The sequence below is a fragment of the Methylophaga sp. OBS3 genome, assembly GCF_026319325.1.
Classification (GTDB): domain Bacteria; phylum Pseudomonadota; class Gammaproteobacteria; order Nitrosococcales; family Methylophagaceae; genus Methylophaga.
Map to the genome: position 1 here is coordinate 70,782 of NZ_JAPDMU010000002.1, position 21,115 is coordinate 91,896.

The 21,115-nt window shown below is 45.0% G+C and carries 19 protein-coding genes and 1 tRNA gene; 14 read left to right on the forward strand and 6 right to left on the reverse strand.

Features of this window, described 5'->3' with window-relative positions; translation table 11 throughout:
• The first annotated feature begins 7 nt into the window (after nucleotides 1-7).
• From OMP94_RS04725 to OMP94_RS04790, 14 genes are all read left to right on the forward strand, one after another.
• A complete protein-coding gene (locus OMP94_RS04725; protein ID WP_266276633.1) occupies nucleotides 8-664 on the forward strand; it encodes a response regulator transcription factor in 657 nt (218 codons plus the stop codon).
• Nucleotides 665-847: 183 nt separating this feature from the next.
• Nucleotides 848-2,734, forward strand: coding sequence for a methanol/ethanol family PQQ-dependent dehydrogenase (locus OMP94_RS04730; RefSeq protein WP_266276635.1), 1,887 nt, complete (start codon nucleotides 848-850; stop codon nucleotides 2,732-2,734).
• 93 nt (nucleotides 2,735-2,827) lie between these two features.
• Entirely contained in the window at nucleotides 2,828-3,694 is an 867-nt protein-coding gene (gene moxJ / locus OMP94_RS04735) for a methanol oxidation system protein MoxJ (protein WP_266276637.1), read from the forward strand.
• 42 nt (nucleotides 3,695-3,736) lie between these two features.
• The gene (gene moxG, locus OMP94_RS04740) at nucleotides 3,737-4,327 is read left to right on the forward strand and encodes a cytochrome c(L), periplasmic (protein WP_266276639.1); all 591 of its coding nucleotides are present in this window, start codon (nucleotides 3,737-3,739) and stop codon (nucleotides 4,325-4,327) included.
• Nucleotides 4,328-4,416: 89 nt separating this feature from the next.
• On the forward strand, nucleotides 4,417-4,692 hold the full coding sequence (locus OMP94_RS04745) for a methanol dehydrogenase (RefSeq protein WP_266276641.1): 276 nt from the start codon (nucleotides 4,417-4,419) through the stop codon (nucleotides 4,690-4,692).
• Nucleotides 4,693-4,753: 61 nt separating this feature from the next.
• Nucleotides 4,754-5,788 (forward strand): AAA family ATPase, encoded by a 1,035-nt coding sequence (locus OMP94_RS04750; RefSeq protein WP_266276643.1) that lies wholly within the window; start codon nucleotides 4,754-4,756, stop codon nucleotides 5,786-5,788.
• Nucleotides 5,785-6,612 carry a hypothetical protein gene (locus OMP94_RS04755; protein WP_266276645.1) on the forward strand — a complete coding sequence of 276 codons (828 nt, stop codon included), beginning with the start codon at nucleotides 5,785-5,787 and terminating at the stop codon, nucleotides 6,610-6,612. The genes OMP94_RS04750 and OMP94_RS04755 overlap by 4 nt, the downstream gene beginning before the upstream one ends.
• A gap of 1 nt (nucleotide 6,613) precedes the next feature.
• Nucleotides 6,614-7,555 (forward strand): hypothetical protein, encoded by a 942-nt coding sequence (locus OMP94_RS04760; RefSeq protein WP_266276647.1) that lies wholly within the window; start codon nucleotides 6,614-6,616, stop codon nucleotides 7,553-7,555.
• Nucleotides 7,552-8,532: a vWA domain-containing protein gene (locus OMP94_RS04765; RefSeq protein WP_266276649.1), complete on the forward strand. Its 981-nt coding sequence runs from the start codon at nucleotides 7,552-7,554 to the stop codon at nucleotides 8,530-8,532. Before OMP94_RS04760 ends, OMP94_RS04765 begins: the two co-directional genes overlap by 4 nt.
• Complete coding sequence (locus OMP94_RS04770; protein WP_266276651.1) at nucleotides 8,529-9,098, forward strand: MxaK protein; 570 nt, start codon at nucleotides 8,529-8,531, stop codon at nucleotides 9,096-9,098. Before OMP94_RS04765 ends, OMP94_RS04770 begins: the two co-directional genes overlap by 4 nt.
• Entirely contained in the window at nucleotides 9,095-10,099 is a 1,005-nt protein-coding gene (locus OMP94_RS04775; protein WP_266276653.1) for a vWA domain-containing protein, read from the forward strand. The genes OMP94_RS04770 and OMP94_RS04775 overlap by 4 nt, the downstream gene beginning before the upstream one ends.
• A gap of 71 nt (nucleotides 10,100-10,170) precedes the next feature.
• Nucleotides 10,171-10,566 carry a hypothetical protein gene (locus tag OMP94_RS04780; RefSeq protein ID WP_266276655.1) on the forward strand — a complete coding sequence of 132 codons (396 nt, stop codon included), beginning with the start codon at nucleotides 10,171-10,173 and terminating at the stop codon, nucleotides 10,564-10,566.
• 201 nt (nucleotides 10,567-10,767) lie between these two features.
• Nucleotides 10,768-12,351 carry a hypothetical protein gene (locus OMP94_RS04785; protein ID WP_266276657.1) on the forward strand — a complete coding sequence of 528 codons (1,584 nt, stop codon included), beginning with the start codon at nucleotides 10,768-10,770 and terminating at the stop codon, nucleotides 12,349-12,351.
• An 81-nt stretch (nucleotides 12,352-12,432) separates the two neighbouring features.
• Nucleotides 12,433-16,671, forward strand: coding sequence for an EAL domain-containing protein (locus tag OMP94_RS04790; RefSeq protein WP_266276659.1), 4,239 nt, complete (start codon nucleotides 12,433-12,435; stop codon nucleotides 16,669-16,671).
• Nucleotides 16,672-16,684: 13 nt separating this feature from the next.
• Here OMP94_RS04790 and mscL read toward each other — a convergent pair whose 3' ends face one another.
• The 6 genes from mscL to pth form a co-directional block, all read right to left on the reverse strand.
• The gene (gene mscL / locus OMP94_RS04795; RefSeq protein WP_266276661.1) at nucleotides 16,685-17,086 is read right to left on the reverse strand and encodes a large-conductance mechanosensitive channel protein MscL; all 402 of its coding nucleotides are present in this window, start codon (nucleotides 17,084-17,086) and stop codon (nucleotides 16,685-16,687) included.
• A 68-nt stretch (nucleotides 17,087-17,154) separates the two neighbouring features.
• Complete coding sequence (locus OMP94_RS04800; RefSeq protein WP_266276663.1) at nucleotides 17,155-18,018, reverse strand: mechanosensitive ion channel domain-containing protein; 864 nt, start codon at nucleotides 18,016-18,018, stop codon at nucleotides 17,155-17,157.
• A gap of 149 nt (nucleotides 18,019-18,167) precedes the next feature.
• Nucleotides 18,168-18,244: transfer RNA gene (locus tag OMP94_RS04805), tRNA-Met, on the reverse strand.
• Between the two features lie 57 nt (nucleotides 18,245-18,301).
• On the reverse strand, nucleotides 18,302-19,375 hold the full coding sequence (locus OMP94_RS04810; protein WP_266276665.1) for a phospholipase A: 1,074 nt from the start codon (nucleotides 19,373-19,375) through the stop codon (nucleotides 18,302-18,304).
• Nucleotides 19,376-19,439: 64 nt separating this feature from the next.
• On the reverse strand, nucleotides 19,440-20,531 hold the full coding sequence (ychF, locus tag OMP94_RS04815) for a redox-regulated ATPase YchF (protein WP_266276667.1): 1,092 nt from the start codon (nucleotides 20,529-20,531) through the stop codon (nucleotides 19,440-19,442).
• A gap of 8 nt (nucleotides 20,532-20,539) precedes the next feature.
• A complete protein-coding gene (pth, locus tag OMP94_RS04820; RefSeq protein ID WP_266276669.1) occupies nucleotides 20,540-21,115 on the reverse strand; it encodes an aminoacyl-tRNA hydrolase in 576 nt (191 codons plus the stop codon).

Sequence of the window (21,115 nt, forward strand, 5' to 3'; positions counted from 1 at the left end):
CAGACATATGCACGCTCAACAAAACATTTCTGTATTGCTGATCGATGATCACACATTATTACGTGAGGGATACTCACAATTGCTTGAAACGGCAGGGTTCACCATTGCAGGCCAAGCATCTAATGCTGAAGATGGATATCAAGCATTTATCACCAAAAACCCCACCGTTTGTATCGTTGATCTCACCATGCCCGGCGCAGGAGGTCTTGAGTGTATTCGCCGAATTTGCACACGTGATAGTCAGGCGAATGTGCTGGTTTGCAGCATGCATGATGAAACTTCATTAGCGATGCGTGCATTGGAGCTGGGAGCAAGAGGTTACATTACCAAAACCTGCTCTACCGAAGTATTGATTGAAGCGGTCAAACAAGTTGCCGCGAAACAACATTACTTGGGTGTTGGTGTCGCGCGATCTATCGCCATCGAAAAACTGATTAATACCGATAACAAAATTAATTCTTTGTCTCATCAAGAGTTTGCCGTGTTTCGAATGACGGCCGAAGGGCAAAGCATTGAGCAAATGGCAGCGAATCTGACCCTCGCACCAAAAACCATCTCAAACTATAAAACCAACATGATGCGAAAACTCGGTACCACCAAACTTGCCGATATTATTTTTCTGGCCCAAAAAATCGGTGTTATTCACCCACCTCACGATACCTAAGGGTTTCCAGCCGCATCCCTGAATTATCTGTGAGATCTTCCCTAACACATCAAGGGGGCCCGGCTCTAACGCCTCTCTCTCTGAAAAGCTGATGATTTCAAATGTGCTCAGCCAATCGTTTTTTGATTGGTTGCGACACATCGCCAGCAACGACTGGCATTCGTCAGAATATTAGGAGGAAGTATGAGAGAGAACACTTTGAACCGGCTGGTCAAAGTCGGAACGGCCGTATTAGCCGGTTCCGTCATCGGCCTCGGGGGCATGTCAGCCGCCGTTGCCAACGACAAGCTGGTAGAACTTCAAAAGGATGAAGCCAACTGGGTAATGCAGGGTAAAAACTACTCAGCTAACCACTACAGCACATCCAAACAAATCAATAAAAAGAATGTTAAGGATTTGTCTGCTGCGTGGACTTTTTCTACCGGTCTTTTGAACGGTCATGAAGGTGCACCTTTGGTAGTGGGTGACATGATGTACATTCACACACCTTTCCCTAACAACACCTTTGCAGTTAACTTGAATGATCCCGGCAAAATCGTCTGGGAACATAAACCGAAGCAGGATCCTGCTGCTCGTGCCGTCGCTTGCTGTGACGTGGTCAACCGTGGTCTCGCCTACTGGCCAGGTGACAGCAAAACGCCGGCAATGATCGTTAAAAGCCAATTAGACGGTCATGTTGTTGCGTTAAATGCTGAAACCGGTGAAGTACATTGGAAAGTGGAAAACGGCGATATCAGCGTCGGTCAAACACAAACCCAAGCACCTTTCGTTGCTAAAGACTTAGTTATCCAAGGTTCATCTGGTGCAGAGCTGGGTGTTCGTGGTTATGTCACCGCTTTTGACATTCACACAGGTGAAATGGCTTGGCGTTGGTATGCAACGGGTCCTGATAGCGAAATCGGTCTGAAAGATAGCTTCAACAATGCTAACCCACACTACGGCCAAAAAAATCTGGGCACCCAAACTTGGGAAGATGATGCTTGGAAAATTGGTGGTGGTACTAACTGGGGTTGGTATGCCTATGACCCAGACTTAGAAATGTTCTATTACGGTTCTGGTAACCCAGCACCATGGAACGAAACCATGCGTCCAGGTGATAACAAATGGACTATGACCATTTGGGGTCGTGATATCAACACCGGTTTAGCCGAGTTTGGTTATCAAAAAACACCTCATGATGAATGGGATTACGCTGGCGTTAACGTCATGATGCTTTCTGAGCAAAAAGACAAAAACGGCAAAATGCGTAAATTGCTGACTCACCCAGATCGTAACGGCATTATCTACACGCTGGATCGTGAAACAGGTGATTTGGTTTCAGCTGACAAAATGGATGACACTGCAAACTGGGTCAAAAAAGTTGATCTAGAAACAGGTCTGCCAATTCGTGATCCAGAATTCAGCACACGCATGGGTCACCGTTCACGTGATATCTGTCCTTCGGCTATGGGTTTCCACAACCAAGGTATGGATTCATATGATCCAGAACGTCAACTGTTCTACCTCGGCTTGAACCACCTATGTATGGATTGGGAGCCGTTCATGCTGCCATACCGTGCTGGTCAGTTCTTCGTTGGTGCTAACGTTTGGTCATATCCTGGCCCTAAAGGTGACCGTCAAAACGGCATCGGTTCTGGTCAAGTTAAAGCCTACAACGCAATCACTGGTGAATTTGCCTGGGAAAAAATGGAGAAATTCTCTGTTTGGGGCGGCACCATGGCGACAGCTGGTGGCTTAGTGTTCTACGGCACACTCGATGGTTTCATCAAAGCACGTGATGCTGATACCGGTGAGTTACTGTGGAAATTCAAACTGCCATCTGGCGCAATCGGTCACCCAATGACTTACACCCATAAAGGTACGCAATACGTTGCTATCAACTATGGTGTTGGTGGTTGGCCTGCAGTGGGTCTGGTCTTTGACCTGAACGATCCATCAGCTGGTCTGGGTGCGGTAGGTGCCTTTAAAGAGCTAGCACGTAACACCCAAATGGGTGGTGGTGTCATGGTCTTCTCTCTTGATGGTAAGAGCCCATACAACGACTTGAGCATTGGCGAATACGAAATGTAATCAGCCAAAGCAACTGAGCATCCGCGGGATGCTCAGCGTTGTATTTAACCTCGCTGGCAGCATCTTGCTGCCAGCAACATCAGAGAGAGAATTATGACAATCAAAAATGTTTTAAAAACATGCATGCCAAAGGTCTTTCGCCATAGCCCATTAATGCTGTTGGCAGCCAGTGCCGCTATTAGCGCACCAGTAAGTGCTAACACACAAGTTATGCCTGAGACATTAAAGGTCTGTGCTGCTGGTAATGAAATGCCTTACTCAAACCGTCAGGAAGCTGGCTTTGAAAATGACATTGCCAAAGTACTGGCACGTAGCATGGACATGCCAATTGAGTTTGTCTGGTCTGATAAAGCAGCCATCTTTTTAGTAACAGAACATTTATTGAAAAATGAGTGTGATGTCGTGATGGGTGTAGACACCGACGACCAACGTGTCGCCACTAGCGATCCGTATTACACCTCCGGCTATGCTTTTATTTATCGTGAAGACAAAAATCTCGATATCGAAAACTGGCAGAGCCCTGATCTCCAAAAAGTAAACCGTTTCGTCATGCTGCCAGGCAGCCCAACCGAAGCGATGCTCCGTGAGATTGGTAAATATGAAGGTAACTTCAACTACAGCAAATCACTGTATGGCTTTAAGTCGCCTCGTAATAAGTACATTCGACTCGAACCATCACATCTCATCAGTGAATTAGAAAACAACAATGGTGATATCGCTCACCTCTGGGCACCTGAGGTCGCTCGTTATGTTGAAAATTCAAACGTGCCATTAAAGATGGTGATGAGTGAAGAAATTGCCGATACCGGCAATGGTGAAGGTGTTCGTCAACACTACGCACAGTCAATTGCCGTACGCCCTGATGATCAACAACTACTACGCGCTATTAACCGTGCTCTGGATGTCGCTGAGCCACAAATCACCGCGATCCTCCAGAAAGAAGGTGTGCCATTACTGTAAGCGGCACAACAAATCACAAGTAAGAAAGGTAACGATACCCTTATGAAACGAAACTGGACATTTTCCCTAAACCAACTGGCTGCAGCATTGAGTATCAGTGTTGTCACAGCAATGACGGTTTTACCACTCAAAGCCGAAGCCCAAGTCACTTTCCGTAATGCCATTACAGGTGATGTGATCGACTTTTCCTTTGGCAAAAAGGGTGAAGAAACCGAAGCAGTCAAAGAGTTTAAACAATCAGCAACCAATCAGTACAACGGTGACGAAGACGCTATTCGAATGGGTGAAGATTTATTCTCAACCGCCTGTTCTGGCTGTCATGGTCATCATCTAGAGGGCAAATTAGGTCCAGCGCTGGGTGATGATTACTGGACTTATACACAAGGCCGAACTGACAAAGGTTTGTTTGAAATTATGTATGACGGCGCTCGCTCAATGATGGGCCCTCAACGTAACAACCTATCTATCGATGAAATGCTTCAAGTCATGGCGTTTATTCGTAGCTCTTACTGGGGCAAACCAGAGAATGCACTTTGGATCCCAGAAGAAGAACGCGCCAGCTTTGAACCCGCTGAAATGCCTGCCGAGTTCAAAGAAGCCATGGAAGAGTTCAATAAACGTAACGGCAAATAGCCCAACAGAATACTGGTCATCTGCCAGAGATCACACTAAATCTCTGGCAGGTAATCATTATGTTGTAAAAAAAACCAAAGGAGAGAACCATGCAAAAACTGAAAACTTTGGCACTTACCAGTGCAACAGCGCTGCTGTTTACACTGGGTGCTCCTGCTATCGCTTATGACGGCACCAACTGTAAGTCTGATGGCAACTGCTGGGAAGCGAAACCAGGATTCCCAGAAAAAATTAAAGGCTCAAAATTTGATCCTAAACACAGCGAAGCAGAGCTGAACAAGCAAGACACAGCGATGGAAGCGATGGAAAAACGTAACGCCGAACGCGCTAAAAACTTCAAAGAAACGGGTAAGTGGTCTTACTAACCCAAAGTCTGAGGCCAGCAACTCGCTGGCCTCTCCTTTTGCAATTCGGATACGTTTTTTTATGACGCTCAGCAACGCCGCTACCGACAAACAACTCGCCGATTGGCAGCAATATGCCAATGTCTTCCAAGACAATATTCGCCAAACCGTCATTGGTCAGGATGACGTTATTCACTTACTGACTATCGCCGTTTTTTGCCGTGGCCATGTTCTCCTTGAAGGTGACGTTGGTGTCGGTAAAACCACGCTTTTACGAAGTGCGGCAGAAAGTATTGGCGGTGATTTTGAGCGTATCGAAGGCACCATTGATTTGATGCCACACGACTTAGTCTATTACACACACATTGATAACAACGGTAAGCCAGCAGTAAGTCCTGGTCCGTTGTTAAAGCATGGTGACCGGCTGTCGATTTTCTTCTTTAATGAAATCAATCGAGCCCGACCACAAATGCATTCCTTGTTATTACGGGTAATGGCCGAGCGCAGTGTTAGTGCTTTTAACCAGCCTTATTATTTCCCACATTTACAGGTTTTCGCTGATCGTAACCGCATCGAAAAAGACGAAACCTTTGAGTTACCAGCTGCCGCCAGAGACCGTTTTATGATGGAGCTACTGGTATGTCGTCCTGATTCAGAGCAGCAATTAAAATCACTGATGTTTGATACCCGTTATTACGATGCTGACAAACTGGTTGCTAGCACGGCAAGAGCCGTTTTGCCTTTTGACCAGCTCAATGAATTTGCTGCCAAGATCCAGACCGAAATTCAAACCAGTGATGCCCTACAACATTACGGCTACCAACTCTGTGAGGCATTAAGATCGCCAGACAAATTTGGTATTCAAATACCTGAAATTGACATGCAAACCTTGGTGCAAGGTGGCATGGGGCCGCGCGGTATGATTTACCTGGCCCAAGCCGCTAGAGCGCAAGCTTGGTTATCAGGACGTGAATATGTCATTCCAGATGATTTTCATGTGGTGCTGCACGCCATTGCCAAGCACCGTCTGTTTTTAAATCCAGTCTATAAACCACAGCAAGAAACGTTGATTAACCAACTAATTCACGCTGTGTTAAATACAGTTGCTAGTCCATGATGTCGGCGCAGACAAGCAGCGTATTTCATTACAAAACGCATTATTTGTTAAATGCCTTGATGGAAGGCCAACACAAAAGTAGACGCCAAGGCCCAGGTAGTGAGTTTTATCGTAAAGCCAGTTTTTTGTCTGAGCCTAATCCAGCCCGTTTAGACTTAGCACGTAGCTTGGTTGATCCGTTTGAAACGCTTTATGTAAAAACCTTTCGCCAGCAAAGTGAGCTTGATGTGGTAACTCTCGCCGATGGCTCTCACTCCATGCTTAATGCTGACAAAGCCAATATGTTGTCAGACGCCGTTGAGTGCATCAGCAAATCGGTATTTGATGCCAGTGATAAATCGCATTCATTTTTATTGACAGAAACCATCACAACGAAAGCAGACCAAACTGAATGGCACAGCCTTATTGATGATTTAGCAGAAAGTGACCATTCACAAACTGCCTCCGCATTTGAACAGCTTTATTATGAAATCCCGCAGCAACGCAGTCTGATTTTTGTCGTATCAGACTTTCACTGGCCAGAGCAGCAACTGCAATCGCTACTGTCTAAATTGTCAGCACATATTGTCGTGCCCGTTGTGATCTGGGCTGAGGCAGATAATAAAGATTATCCCCTTTGGCGGTTTATTCAGGTACAAGATGCCGAATCAGGTGAACAGCATTTATTGTTCACAACACCGCGTCAAAAGCGACAGCTGACACAGGCATTTACTGAACGAAAAGCCAAACTTAACAATATTTTTAATGTATTTGGCCACCGCCCGCTTTGGCTAACTGATGCAGCGGCAGCTCCCCAGTTCAACCGCTACTTTCTCGGAGAATAAAATGCGTGCTCAGGGATTAAAGGCATTTCTCTGTGTCGTGTTATTAGGGCTGGCTTTGCCAGTCAACGCCGAAACACCAAGCGGTGTCATTAAGCAGTCTTTTGGACGAGAATTTGGCGTATTAACTGGCGATCTCATTCAACATCGTTTTGTGGTGCAGCTACCCGCCGGCTACCAACTGGCAGAGTCCTCTTTGCCAGTCTCAGGCGACTTGAATTACTGGCTTAACCTTCGCGACGTCTCACTAAAAGCACTTGAGGGTAATACCCAGCGACAACTGTTTTCAGTGGAGCTCACTTATCAGACGTTTTATGCGCCACTTGATGTCCGCACACTGGAAATTCCTTCGCATCGGCTACGCGCCCATCGAAATGGCGGTCAAGAAATCTATGTCACGCTGCCCGAATGGCAATTTACGATGTCACCATTAAAAGACATCACACCGCGCGGTGTTGGCTCAGATGAAACCGAACAAAGCTTTATGAAGCCGGCTTTGGTGCCATTATCACAAGGCGTTGTGGAGCAGCAAAAACACATCATCATACTGATAGTCATCACAGCATTCTTATTACTTGTCTGGGCATATCTTCGCGGTTGGTTATGGCAACGACAACAATCGCCCTTCCAGCAAGCTCACCGAAAAATTCGTAAGATAAATGCCCATCAAAACGATGAACTGACAGCTTGTCAGGCTGCGGTTACCGCCATCCATGACGGCTTTAATCAGGTTGCAGGACATGCGGTGTTTATTCACCAACTTCCAGACTTTTACCAACAAAACCCTTCTTTTTCTCGATATTCAACGGAAATTGACGCATTTTTCCAGCAATCTCATGCGGTTTTATTTGGTCAGCAAACCGTCGCTTTACCTACTTTAAGTAGTTTGCAAAAACTGGCGCGTCGTCTTCAGCAAGCAGAACCGGTAAGCCAAGGAAAACCATGAACCTAAGTTTGTCCTATCCTTGGGTTTGTGGCCTGTTGGTACTTGGCTTACTGCCTTTGTTTCAACATATTTTCCGCAAACAAACCGTGAGCTGGACACCACTATTTCCTGCTCACCCAAGTTCAAAACGCATACACCGACTACTACAACTGATTGGGATGACAGCGTTTATCAGTATTGTGCTGGGACTCGCCGGTTTACATCTCACAGAGCAAAGCCAATTAAGAACAGGTAATGGCGCCCACATCGTTTTTGTCTTAGACCGAAGCGGCAGTATGAATGAAACCTTTGGCGGTAAAGTGCCTGATGAAACCACACCGGCCAAACGTGAAATCGCGCATAACCTGTTGTCACAGTTTGTCGATAAACGTCCCCATGATTTATTTGGTGTTGTTGGCTTTACCACCCAGCCATTTTTTATCAGCCCTCTAACTGAACATAAATCGTTTACCCAAGCCGCTATCAATAGCCTGCAAAGTCCGGGGTTGGCATTCACTAATGCGGCAAAAGGCTTGGGAATGGGGTTGCGGTTTTTTGAAGATCAGCCACATACCGGCTCACGAGTCATTGTCTTAGTATCAGATGGCGCTGCCATGTTAGATCATCGCGCACAACGGGTATTGCGTGAATGGTTTGAACGTTATCAGACCAGTCTTTATTGGTTTTTCTTACGCACTGAAAATGGGCTTGGCATTCACTCAACGCCCGGCTCAGCACGTGATGATAATCCTCGGGTCATGCCAGAGCGATATTTAGATAAGTTTTTTAAAAGCTTGCCAGTGAAATATCGCGCCTACGAAATTGATACGGAGGCGTCGTTACAAGCCGCTGTTGATGAATTAGATGAGTTGGAAAACCTGCCATTGGTATACGAAGAAAACATCCCTCGCCAACCGTTACATAAACCGCTCTTTATCTTGGCTTTTGTTTGTTTGGCCATTTTATCTTCGGTGAAATTTCTGGAGTACAAACCATGACGCTGCGTCGCTCGACACTCAGTACCCTAACCGGTGTGTTGTTACTGGTATCAGTCGTTACCTTGGGTTGGCTAACGGTGTCGTATTTTCAAGCACAAGAGATCAATCACCAAATTTCATTGATTAATAAAGGCTCGTTACCTGCTCCCTCAACATTAAATATGCAATCTGCCAAAGTGCGAATTGCTTATGCCTATCGTCAGGCAGAGCTTGGCTTATTTGATGAAGCAGTGGAAACCTACAGTGCGACCGAGAGATTTGCTGACCGACAGCAAAAACGCCAGATTTATTACAACCTTGGCAATCTCTATCTTATTCAAGCCATCGGTATGGCAGAAAATCTGTCGGTCGATCGGGCAACAGCTATGGCTGATGTGGCCAAGGGATTTTTTCGTTCAGCCTTAAGTATTGATCCTGAGTTTTGGCTGGCAAAGTTTAATTATGAAGCGTCACAACGTTTGTCTCGTGACCTGCCACTAGGCGAAGCCAAGATCCTTGAAGAAAGCCAAGAAACCAGTGATGAGCTTTGGTCTGCGATGCCAGGTTTTCCAATAGGTTTACCATGAAGCAATTTCTTCGCTCTCGCTGGCTTTTGTTAAGCTCACTTATCTTGATGGCTGTGGCGATTTTGTTGCCACCTTTGCCGTTTCCTAGCAAGAAATATGATTATTTTATGTTGGTGGATATTACCCGTAGCATGAATGTGCGTGATTATCAGGCCGCCGATGGTGAACCGATGAGTCGACTGGAAAAAGTTAAGACTGAAATGCTGCGAGCTATCCGGCAATTACCTTGTGGCTCGCGAGTTGGCGTTGGCATTTTCACGGAGCGAACGCCAACCCTACTTTATACCCCGGTTGAGATTTGTCAGGACTACACGGAACTGCAAGCGACGATTCAAAAAATAGATTGGCGGATGGCTTGGGTGGCTGATAGCAATATTATGCTGGCATTAGCCAATACCATCGATTTAACTCGAGAAATCGCGCTAGATACCCATACTTTGTTATTTTTCACCGATGGCCATGAAGCGCCACCACTTAACCCACGCTATCAGCCGGATTTAAAAGCCTTACAACTTGGGCCTGACGAATCATTGACGCCGGTTAAAGGGCTTATTGTCGGCACCGGTGATACCGCGCTTAGCCGTATTCCCAAATATGATGAAGATGGCAATCAAATTGGCTATTACACCAGTGAAGATGTGCCGCATAACACGACCTTTGGATTGCCTGAAGATCCCAGCAAAATTGAAGGTTATGTACCAAGAAATGCACCATGGGGTAAAAACCAGCAATCTGGCAGCGAGCATCTTTCTAATGTCAGAATTGATTATCTCAGTGGCCTTGCGGAAGACGCCGGTATGCACTTTCACCACCTGCAATCCGCCGATGGTTTAGTTAAAGCCATGACTCAACCTGAGTTTGCCCAATCTCAAAACCGCAAAACAAATTTAAGCGCAATCCCTGCAGCATTGAGTTTAGTGATGTTGTTACTCGCTTATTTTCCTCACTTTAGGTGGCCATTTTCAGCATTTCACCTCAAAACATTAAGGAAGTCATCCTGACTTCACTGTGCCCAGCAACTCTAATTAACGTCGCCGGTCAGTGATACAGCCCATCATTGATTGAGGATCTTATGTATCACCTGAAATGTATCAGCAGCTTTATTTTCGCTGGTTTACTCATTGGTTTGGCCCAGCCTGTATGGTCTGATGAACAATCCGCCGCTGATCTGATTGTGTTCACGCAGGAGTCTGATGAAGATTGCGAAGAAAAAGGCGGTAAGCGTATTTTCATTAACAATCGTCATCAGCAGCATATTGTCGATCTACATCTTGATCGTTATTTCGCAAATGTCCGCCAAGGTGGCCGCTCTATGTTTGCGTTAGCACCACAAGCTTCACAAGCCTTAGGTTGTAGCAAAGCGTTTGATAGCGAACAAAATTGGCAGCTGGTCAATGCCAGATTTATTAATGAAGAGGCCGCTATACAACGTTATGGCGAAATTATTGGCTTAGATAAAAACAACTAACGTCTGCAATTGGGTTGCGATTTGTAACAATCCTGCCAGTAAAAATCCCGAACAATCTTTTTTTGACCTCCGAAATCTGACGTATTCGATTGTCTACAACTTAAACTCGGGGTTATGATTCAAGTTTGCCTAACTGGTCGCTGGCAGGAGTCTGTCCCGCATGTTGTTAACCACATTTGATGTCTCAGGTAACGTCTAACCATGCCGTTCAAACTGCCAGACACCATGCCATCACTTAATCTCAGCATTCCTGCTGAGCGTGAACTTACTAGCAGTATTGAACTCAACGAATCGTTACTTAGCCACTGGTTAGATAAATTACCGCGTAATAATCTGCCGCAATTCATTGAAATCTACCTTGATGCGCTAGCGCGTTTTAATCAAAACCAAGTACCGCTCAAAAATCGTCTTTTCTTGTTAGACATGTACCGCGGGCCACTCAATCAACTACTTTTTACCCTGACACCTGCCGCACTTCGCAAGCAATATCCAAAAACAGAGCAGCGCCAGAAAATTATTGATGACCTTGCCGAACTAATGAACCAGCTGGCAATTGGTTACAAAATTGTTGTTATCGAAGCAGGCTTAGTCAAAGCCAATCTGGAACGTAATCCCATTGGCCATATGGGCATTTATCGGGCCTGTGAACAGTTAAGTTATCTAGCACTGCATCACTATAAGTTTTATCGCAGCGTGCCAACGGGCGTCTTCAGGGAGTGTCATCAACTGTTTTTGCTATGTGATGTTGCCGGCGTGGCTAATAACCCACCCTTTGTGAACTCGCAATATCAGGCCGCTGATAGTGTCGCCAAAAGATACGCTCAAATCATGTTGCTGAGCATTAGTAACCCCTTTGGTTTACAAAGTGGTGATGTGACAACGGTTTATAAACTCTTGCGCGGTTTAGCGGCATTTACGGAAATTTCTCAGCTGACTGAGACCACCTCTCCTGCTCCCGGCCATTTTTATATTAATTGTCTCAGTGACAGAACACCGTTGCCGAGTATTTTGCCGACTGGCGATTCAGATCAGCGGCCACCCACCTTAATGGTTAACACCAAGCCTGTGTTGATGGCCGTAGATAATCTTTTACAACGTACTGATCACGAATTATCAGAACAACAGCTTCAGTTGGTGAAAGAGTTAGCGCCGTTTTTGAATACCTCATACCAACGCCAGCAACCACGTGTGGCATTTAGTGGTAGTAAATCGGCTAATCTTGCGATTGGCTTACCGGCAGTTCATCAAGCTCTGTTACAACGCAATCAAGTCACTGAAGCCAGTGCCAACGACGCCAAAAATCATTGGGAAATTTTAAATAAAAATGATTTTGGTTATTTGCTCAGTCGCTACACCACCTCGACCAGTGCTGAACTACAAGTTGGCGACTTTGTTGGCATTATTGAAGTCGATGAGCCTGATGCTAAAGGTATCGCACGGTTGGCATTAATTCGTTGGCTACGCACTGATGACCATGGTCAATGTAAGGTGGGACTTGCGCTAATTGAAGGTGAGCCACTGGCTATTCAGTATGCTGTTGATGGCAAGCATGATGTATTACAACCCGGTGTATTAATGCCAGAACTGCCGCGGTTACATCAATCTGCAACATTAATTACTAGCCAAGGCGTATTTCACGAAGGCCGAGACTTAACGGTAAAAACAGCCAAAAAACGCTTTAGTTTCAATGTTATTGCTGACAAATTGATGATGCAAAACTCTGATTTTGAGCGGTTTACCTTCAAAGATGCACCACTATCAGATGCCACCACTGTTGCAGCCTAATATGCATTACGATTCATAATATCCAGCAACGATTGTCACAATTCTTGGTATCATCATTGCGTCTTCACAGAAGTACGCATCATGAGTCACTGGTTTCGTTTATGCATTATTTGTCTACTGACATGTTTAGGTATGTCCGTTGCACATGCAAACGAGCCTAGCCCAGAGACCGTCACCCTCAAACTCAAATGGCAACATCAGTTCCAATTTGCTGGTTACTACGCCGCTTTAGCAAATGGTTATTATCAAGATGAAAATCTAGATGTTGTTATTTCAGCCCGTGAGCCAGGTGAAGATGTTGTCGAAACAGTGCTCAATGGTGATGCCGACTTTGGTGTGGGTGGTATTGGCCTATTAGCGGAATACGCGACTGGCACACCAATCAAAGCACTGGCAGCAATCTTTCAGCATGATGCGTTGGTTTTAATCAGCAAAAGACAATCTGGCATCGTCAGTCCTTACGAACTCCGTGACAAACGCATCATGTTTGACCAGTCATCTGGCAACGACGTCGTTCTTCGCGCACTGCTTGCAGATAGCGGTTTACTTCCCGGTGATTATCAAGAAGTCTCCAAAATCCCAGATATACAAAGTCTTATTGATGACAAAGTTGATGTCATTTCGGGTTATGTAACCGATCAACCGTTTCGTTTACGGAGTATGGGTGTACCGGTCAATGTCATTAATCCGCAAAGTTATGGCTATGACTTTTACGGTGATATTTTATTTACCAGTGATAAAGAGCTTCGCAATTTCCCCGATCGTGCAACCCGATTTAAACGGGCCAGCTTAAAAGGTTGGCGTTATGCACTGGAAAACCCCAAAAAAATAATCGATCTAATCATCGACCAGTACGACACTTCGCTTTCAAGGGAACAACTCATCTATGAAGCGCAGGAAATTCGCAATCTGGTCATGCCGGATCTATTACCTATTGGTCAGTTAGAAGTCGCCAGACTGCGTCGTGCCGCAAATATTTATAACCGTTTAGGAATTGCACCAGCCCTGAGTGAAACGCGTCTGTCAGGCTTTATCGCTGACAATTCGAGCTTGCTTCACCTCACACCAGCTGAGGAAGATTGGCTAACTAAACATCCTGTCGTGCGTCTTGGTGTAGATCGTGATTTTGCGCCATATGAATGGATTAATGACAACGGCGACTATGTTGGTCTTGCTGCAGAATATATTCATTTGCTTGAAGACCGCTTAAAGATCAAATTTGAGATTGTTGCCGATAGGCCCTGGCATCAGATCATGGATATGGCAAAACGTGGTGAGCTAGACATGTTGGCCTGCGTTAATAGCAACCCGCAACGCGACGAATACCTCGACTTTACCTTGCCCTATATCACCAACCCGATTGTCATCGTTAATGCTAACCGCTACGGCTTTATTGGTACGTTAGAAAACCTCACAGGTAAAACCGTCGCGGTAGAGCGCGATTATTACGTGCAGGAAAAACTGGCACGACATTACCCAGCGATTAATTTATTGCTAACCGACACCACAAGAGAAGCCTTAGAAAAGGTCGCTACTGGTGAGGCTGATGCTTATGTTGGTGATGCCGCTTACAGTAATTACGCCATTAAGCAGGCTGATTTAATCAACTTACAGTTTGCCGGCCAAACTGGTGATATGACAGCTTATCGGATTGCCGTTAACCCAGCCGCACCACAATTGCTGTCGATGATTAATAAAGTGCTCGCCAGCTTAACCTACGAAGAAAAGCAAAACATCGAAAACCGCTGGATGGGACTTTCATTACCCGCCGGCCCATCGACAGAATTGATTTGGCAGATTGCCTTGGGCCTAATCATTATTAGTGTGATTTTTCTACTTTGGATGCTTCGACTTCGTCAGTCAAAAAATGTCCTTAGCAAAAGTGAAAACCGCTTAAGAACAATACTCAACACTTCACCTGTGCCACACGCCTTATATGACGAAAATAATAATGTGACCTTTCTCAACCAAGCGTTTATCGATACTTTTGGTTATACCTTGGAAGATGTCCCAACCGTAAGTCATTGGTGGCCACTTGCTTATCCTGATAAGGATTACCGAGAGCAGGTCCAGTCCCTCTGGAAAGAATATCTTGGTCATATCATTAACAACGATGACAACGTTTCCTCACTAGAAGTCGATATTCACTGTAAACATGGTCAGAAAAAACATGTTCTAGCCAATGCGACGTTATTAAAAGATGGTAAAAGTCGCAGCTTTATCGTGATTCTTTATGACATCAGCGAGCGTAAACGGGCTGAAGAAAAACTGAAATTATCCGGTCGCGTCTTTAATCAAGCCCATGAAGGCATCTTGATTACTGACGCGCGTGGTTTAATTGTCGATATCAACCCCGCATTTACAGAAATTACCGGCTATAGCAGAGCCGAAGTGATAAACCGGCCGCCATCATTACTAAAGTCAGGTAAACACGAAGAAAATTTTTACCAAGAGATGTGGCAGCAACTTAAAGAGAAAGGTCACTGGCAAGGCGAAGTCTGGAATCGTCGTAAAAATGGCGAATTATTTGCCGAGCTCTTAACGATTTCCACTTTGGTTGATGAATACGGCGATACGCTGCATTACTTAGGTTTGTTTTCTGACATCACCCGCACCAAAGAACAACAGCAAGCTCTCGAAATGATGGCGCACTATGACATTTTGACGCGCTTACCTAATCGCAGCCTGTTTGCCGACCGTTTCCAACAAGCCATTGCCCATAGTGACCGTCAACATAGCTTGTTAGGTGTCGTATTCTTGGATTTGGATGGCTTTAAACCAATTAATGACCGTTATGGTCATGAGGTTGGCGATCAACTGCTGGTTGAGGTTGCACAGCGAATTAAGGCTTGTATCCACGAAGACGATACTGCATCAAGGTTGGGTGGTGACGAATTTGCCATTTTGCTTAATGAACTTGGTTCTGTTGAGCATTGCGAACGTATGATTGGCCGCTTACAGCGCACAATCGCAATGCCTTACAAAATCGACGATGCCAATATTCGACTAAGTGCCAGTTTAGGCGTAACGCTCTATCCACTCGATCATGCTGATGCTGACACTTTGTTACGTCATGCTGATCAGGCAATGTATCAAGCTAAACAGTCAGGTCGAAACCAACATTATTTATTTGATGCGCTTCATGACCAACAGCGCTTACATAAACAAAACCAGATTGCTGAACTGCAACACAGCTTTAACAGTGGGCAACTGGCAGTGTTTTATCAGCCGAAGGTCAATATGCGTACCGGTAACGTTATCGGCTTTGAGGCATTAATTCGTTGGCAACATCCTGAGCGTGGCTTGTTGGAACCAGCTGAGTTTTTACCATTGATTAACAATAACGACTTGGAAGTTCGTATTGGTAATTGGGTTATCGAACAAGCGCTGAATCAGTTACAACAATTGCAGCAGATTAATCCGAACATATCGATTAGTGTGAATGTATCAGCCCATCACTTACAGTGGTCTGGTTTTTATGATGCGCTTGATTTTGCCTTATCCAAATACCCAAGTATCGACTCAAGTTATTTATTAGTTGAAGTTTTGGAAAGCAGTGTACTGAGTGATATTCACAATATCTCGAGCATTATTCGCACCTGTCGAAAAGGTTTAGGTATTCGTATTGCATTAGATGATTTTGGTACTGGCTACTCATCATTAAGCCACCTTCGTCATTTGCCAGTTGATATCATCAAAATTGATCAAAGCTTTGTTCGCGATATTTTGGATGATGCCAATGACTTCACCATTGTTGATGGTGTGATTGGGCTGACGGAAGCTTTCCAACATGAAGTGATTGCCGAAGGGGTTGAAACCTTAACCCATGGCAGGTTACTGATGACGATAGGCTGTGATGTTGCCCAAGGCTATGCCATTTCTGGGCCAATGCCAGCTACAACTGTGGCAAATTGGTTAAACGACTATCACCCCATTGCTGAATGGCTTGAACACGCTCGGATAGAGATGAACCCACAACAGCGATTATTAACGCTAATGCAATTACAAACCGAGAACTGGTTGCAACGGGTTATTAAAAATTTACAGTCTGATCCTGATGATATTCATGGCTGGCCAATCCTAAACCCAAAGAAAAACCACTTTAACTATTGGGTTGAGCAAGCACGGAAAGAAGACTTATTTAACCAACACTGGCTAGACCAGCTTAAATTGGCAAATATGGAGCTGTTCCATGCCGCAGCGGGGCTGAAAAACCTTTTTGAGGAAGATCAGCATGCCACTGCAAGAAGTGGCATTACTGAGCTACAGACCATTTATCAACAAATTGAGCGACTGCTTAACCAGCCACAGCATTGGTAACTTGTTGTTATCGTTATTTGTTTTTCAGTAAATCACGAATTTCGGTCAATAATACTTCTTCTTTTGAGGGAGCAGGCGGTGCAGCAGGCGCCGCTTCCTCTTTGGCTTTCATCGAGTTCATGACTTTAATAGCAACAAAAATAGCCATGGCAATAATGATGAAATCAATAATGGTCTGAATAAATGAGCCATAAGCAATCACGACTGCTGGGGTCTCACCAACCGCCTCTTGAAGTACCACGGCCAAATCTTTGAAATCCGCACCGCCAAGCAGCAAACCTAATGGTGGCATTAAGATATCTGAAACCAGCGATGAGACAATCTTGCCAAATGCTGCACCGATAATGATACCGACAGCCATATCCATAACATTGCCACGCAGGGCAAACTTTTTAAACTCTTGTGCAATACTCATCCTTGAACTCCTTTTTGTATTAAAAATAAAACCAGCTTATAACAGTATTTACAAAAAAAGGCTTCCGTCTATGGCTCCACAGGGCTAGGAACACCTGTTAACGCTTCACTCAGAATCGCCTGTTCAACTTGGACGCGTTGATGCGCTCTTGCCGGTATGCGCACCACTAAATGTATCTCATCAGCTTCTGGAACCGCCAGAGTAACCCGTGGCTCAACAGAAGGGACTTCGACCCCTCGTAACTGACTAATCTGCCGCATATAGTTACGGACTTCTTTCATATAGGGCATGCAGTGACGGTTTGCCGCCTGCAGAAAAGCTTTCTGAGCAGACTGCCAATCATCCTCACGCTTATATGGCACGGTGAAAACATGCAAAATATAGTCGTTGGTATAACTCTCATTAATAACGGGCTCAGCAACAAACATAGCATTTGGCAGCACAACTAAACGGCCAGTCCGTTGATGCGTCGATTTGCCAGGACCGACTTCTAAAATAGTGGTCGCCAGTAGGTTTTGATCAATGACATCACCACGAAACTCTTTGACCTGAATTCGATCACCTACGGTAAATGAGCCTGCGCCAGTTTTGAGTATTGAGCCCATGACACACATGATGAGCTCTTTGGTGGCGACCACAAAAGCAACGGCAATCGCGACAACTGATAAGGCTAAAGTGCGTAACTCTTGTCCCCAAATGAAGATCAAGCCAAGCGCCATCAACAGAATCAAACCATTGCGTGATTGCACTAACCAACGACGACGCAGCTCGTAGGATTCGATTTTTTGTTTAATGAATCTTGCCGTCAAAGCGCGGATGATAAGTATCGCCGTGATCAGAATAACGCTGCTGATTAGCAAACCAATAAAAGAATCAGAAACAATGATTTCTTTAGGCAACTTTAAGTTGAGTGAACTGAATGATTCAAACATGGCTTGTTTTATTTCCGGTCAACGGCTACACAAGGTTAAACATAACGACAGGTTAATCGGTATGTTACCGTGAAAACATCAATAGCGGAAAACCTGTGATAGGTCTTACAGTACAGATACGGGAGATAAAACAGGAGAGAAGAAAGAAGTGGTGGCTACACCTAGATTCGAACTAGGGACCCCATCATTATGAGTGATGTGCTCTAACCAACTGAGCTATGTAGCCACGAAGCCGAGCATTTTACGTTGCCATTGGTTAAATATCAACCATTAACATCGCCAATTACAGCCAATCGCTGAATTGAATGCCTAAACCAATACTATTTGTACGGTGATCATAGTCAATCAGGCTCTCGCCATAACCATTAAACCACTGCACATAACCGCGGAAATTTTTGTATAGCGGGAAACTCCAGCCAAGCTGAACCGCACCTTTATTATCGCTGCGTAGGTTATTACGTAGCATCAAATCAAAGCTATGGTCACCGTATTTATAAACTGAGGTGAAATCAAAATTACCCATGTATTTTTCAATATCGGGGTTGTCATCTGAGCTATCACTTTCTGGCACACGCCACCAAGGACGCAGTGAGAAGTAAAAGTTGCCTTTTTCCATGACCGCTTCTGCAAACACCCGATTCCAGCTGCGAGATAAGGCACCACTCTGACCATTTGAATGATGATTAATACCCACATTAATTAAGGAGTTTTTAAAGCCAAAAATTTCCGAATCGTTAGCAAACGATAACCATGCTTCGGGTTCATGATTGGAATCACGAAATGCGGCAGAGTTATCGCGGTTAAACATCTGCCAAAAAGAACGGTTGGTATAGGCAATAAATGCATCGGCACGACCACCAAAGAGTCCACGAGCAACGGGTAGTTTCAAACTGATCTGAAACTTACTCTCCCATGGCTGGAAACTATTATCGCCATCCGGATCTGCAGCATCGAACGGTGCCAAGTTAGGCGATGCCATGTTATTACTGAAAATAAAGTAGTTAGGGCGATGCGGCAGAAAAACGAATGGATTATTGGATTGGCTTTTTTCTAATACCAAACGGCGCGTCAATGCCGAACCATCCGCCGTCTCGATAGTGTCAATTTGCTCATCAGCCATCGGCACATCATCAACTGGCTGGTTATTAATGGTTAAGGATGCTGCCGCATCGTCAGGCAAAATCGCAGGCTTCTCTGCAGCGATTTCACCACGACAAATATCGCGAATATTACCCACCGTAACACTATCATCTGAGGTGGCGATTTTAGATAGAATGCAATCATCCATTGCAGATGCTGCTTGAGCCGTATTGATCGCGAGTGGCAAAACTAACAAACCGATAAACCAGCGTTTCATGCGTTTTCCTCAGCCTAAGATTAAAGCGGCTCAAAACTGAGCCACTCGCGCAGTACTATTCGGATTAAACGTTAAAGCGGAAATGCATTACATCACCATCTTTGATGACGTAATCTTTGCCTTCAAGACGCCATTTACCTGCATCTTTTGCACCTTGTTCACCATTAAATTGAACAAAGTCTTCGTAGCCAATCACTTCGGCACGAATAAAGCCTTTTTGAAAGTCTGTATGAATCACACCAGCACCTTCTGGAGCTGTTGCGCCCAGTTCAACAGTCCAAGCACGGACTTCTTTGACACCAGCGGTGAAGTAGGTGTGCAGACCCAGTAATTGATAGCCACTGCGAATAACACGATTCAGACCCGGCTCATCTAAACCAAGTTCCGATAAAAATTCCGTTTTATCTTCATCAGCCAGATCGGCAATTTCCGCTTCAATGCTGGCACAAATTGCAACAACAACGGCATTTTCAGATTCAGCGAGTTTTTCAACGGCGGCTAATGCAGGGTTATTTTCAAAACCATCTTCAGCGACATTGGCAATATACATCGTTGGTTTGATAGTCAGTAAATGCAGGCCAGTCATTAACGCTAGCTGGTCATCATCAAGCTTCATGGCACGAACTGGCAAACCACCATCAAGATGTTCACGCATTTGTTCGAGTAACGCTAAACGTGCTTTTGCAGTTTTATCGCCGCCTTTAGCATCTTTACTGGTTTTTAAAATCGCTTTTTCAACTGATTCTAAATCCGCTAAAGCTAGCTCAGTATTAATCACTTCGATATCATCGACAGGTGAAACCTTACCAGCGACATGCACGACGTTTTCATCTTCAAAGCAACGGACAACATGGGCAATTGCGTCAGTTTCACGGATGTTAGCTAGGAATTTATTACCCAGACCTTCACCTTTAGATGCACCTGCCACCAAACCTGCAATATCCACAAACTCCATTGTGGTTGGCAGAATTTTTTGTGGTTTGACGATTTCAGCCAGTTTATCCAAACGTGGATCAGGTACTGGCACAATGCCAACATTCGGCTCAATCGTGCAGAAAGGATAGTTCTGAGCTTCTATACCCGCTTGGGTCAGAGCATTAAATAGGGTCGATTTACCAACATTTGGCAGACCAACGATGCCGCACTTAAATCCCATGGAAAATCCTATTGTGAATGCAGCCAGTTCATGGCTTTATCGATTTGGTTATTAAGCACATCAGGCAATACGCGTAGCGCATCATCAATGCTGTGCATGATTTGTTGGCGATCGTCAGCTGAGGGTTTACTCAGGACGTAATCAGCCACTTGTTTGCTATTGCCCGGATGACCAATACCTATCCGGCAACGCAGAAAATCTTTTTGCCCACCATTTTGGGCGATGATGTCACGCAAACCATTATGACCACCATGACCGCCCCCTTTTTTTAACCTGACCGTTCCGGCAGGTAAATCCAGCTCATCATGGATAACCAACAGGTTTTGTGGCGGGATTTTATAAAAATTGGCTAACGCGGCGACAGATTGTCCGCTGCGATTCATAAAGGTTAACGGTTTGAGTAGCCAGATTTTGGCTTCTGGTGTGGTGTACTGAACCAGCTCACCCTGATAACGACTATCGGTTTTAAACGATACACCAGCATCAGCGGCTAACTGGTCCAGCAACCAGAACCCGACGTTATGTCGGGTGTGTTGATATTGAGAGCCGGGATTACCTAGACCGGCAATGATCCAGTTGTCCAT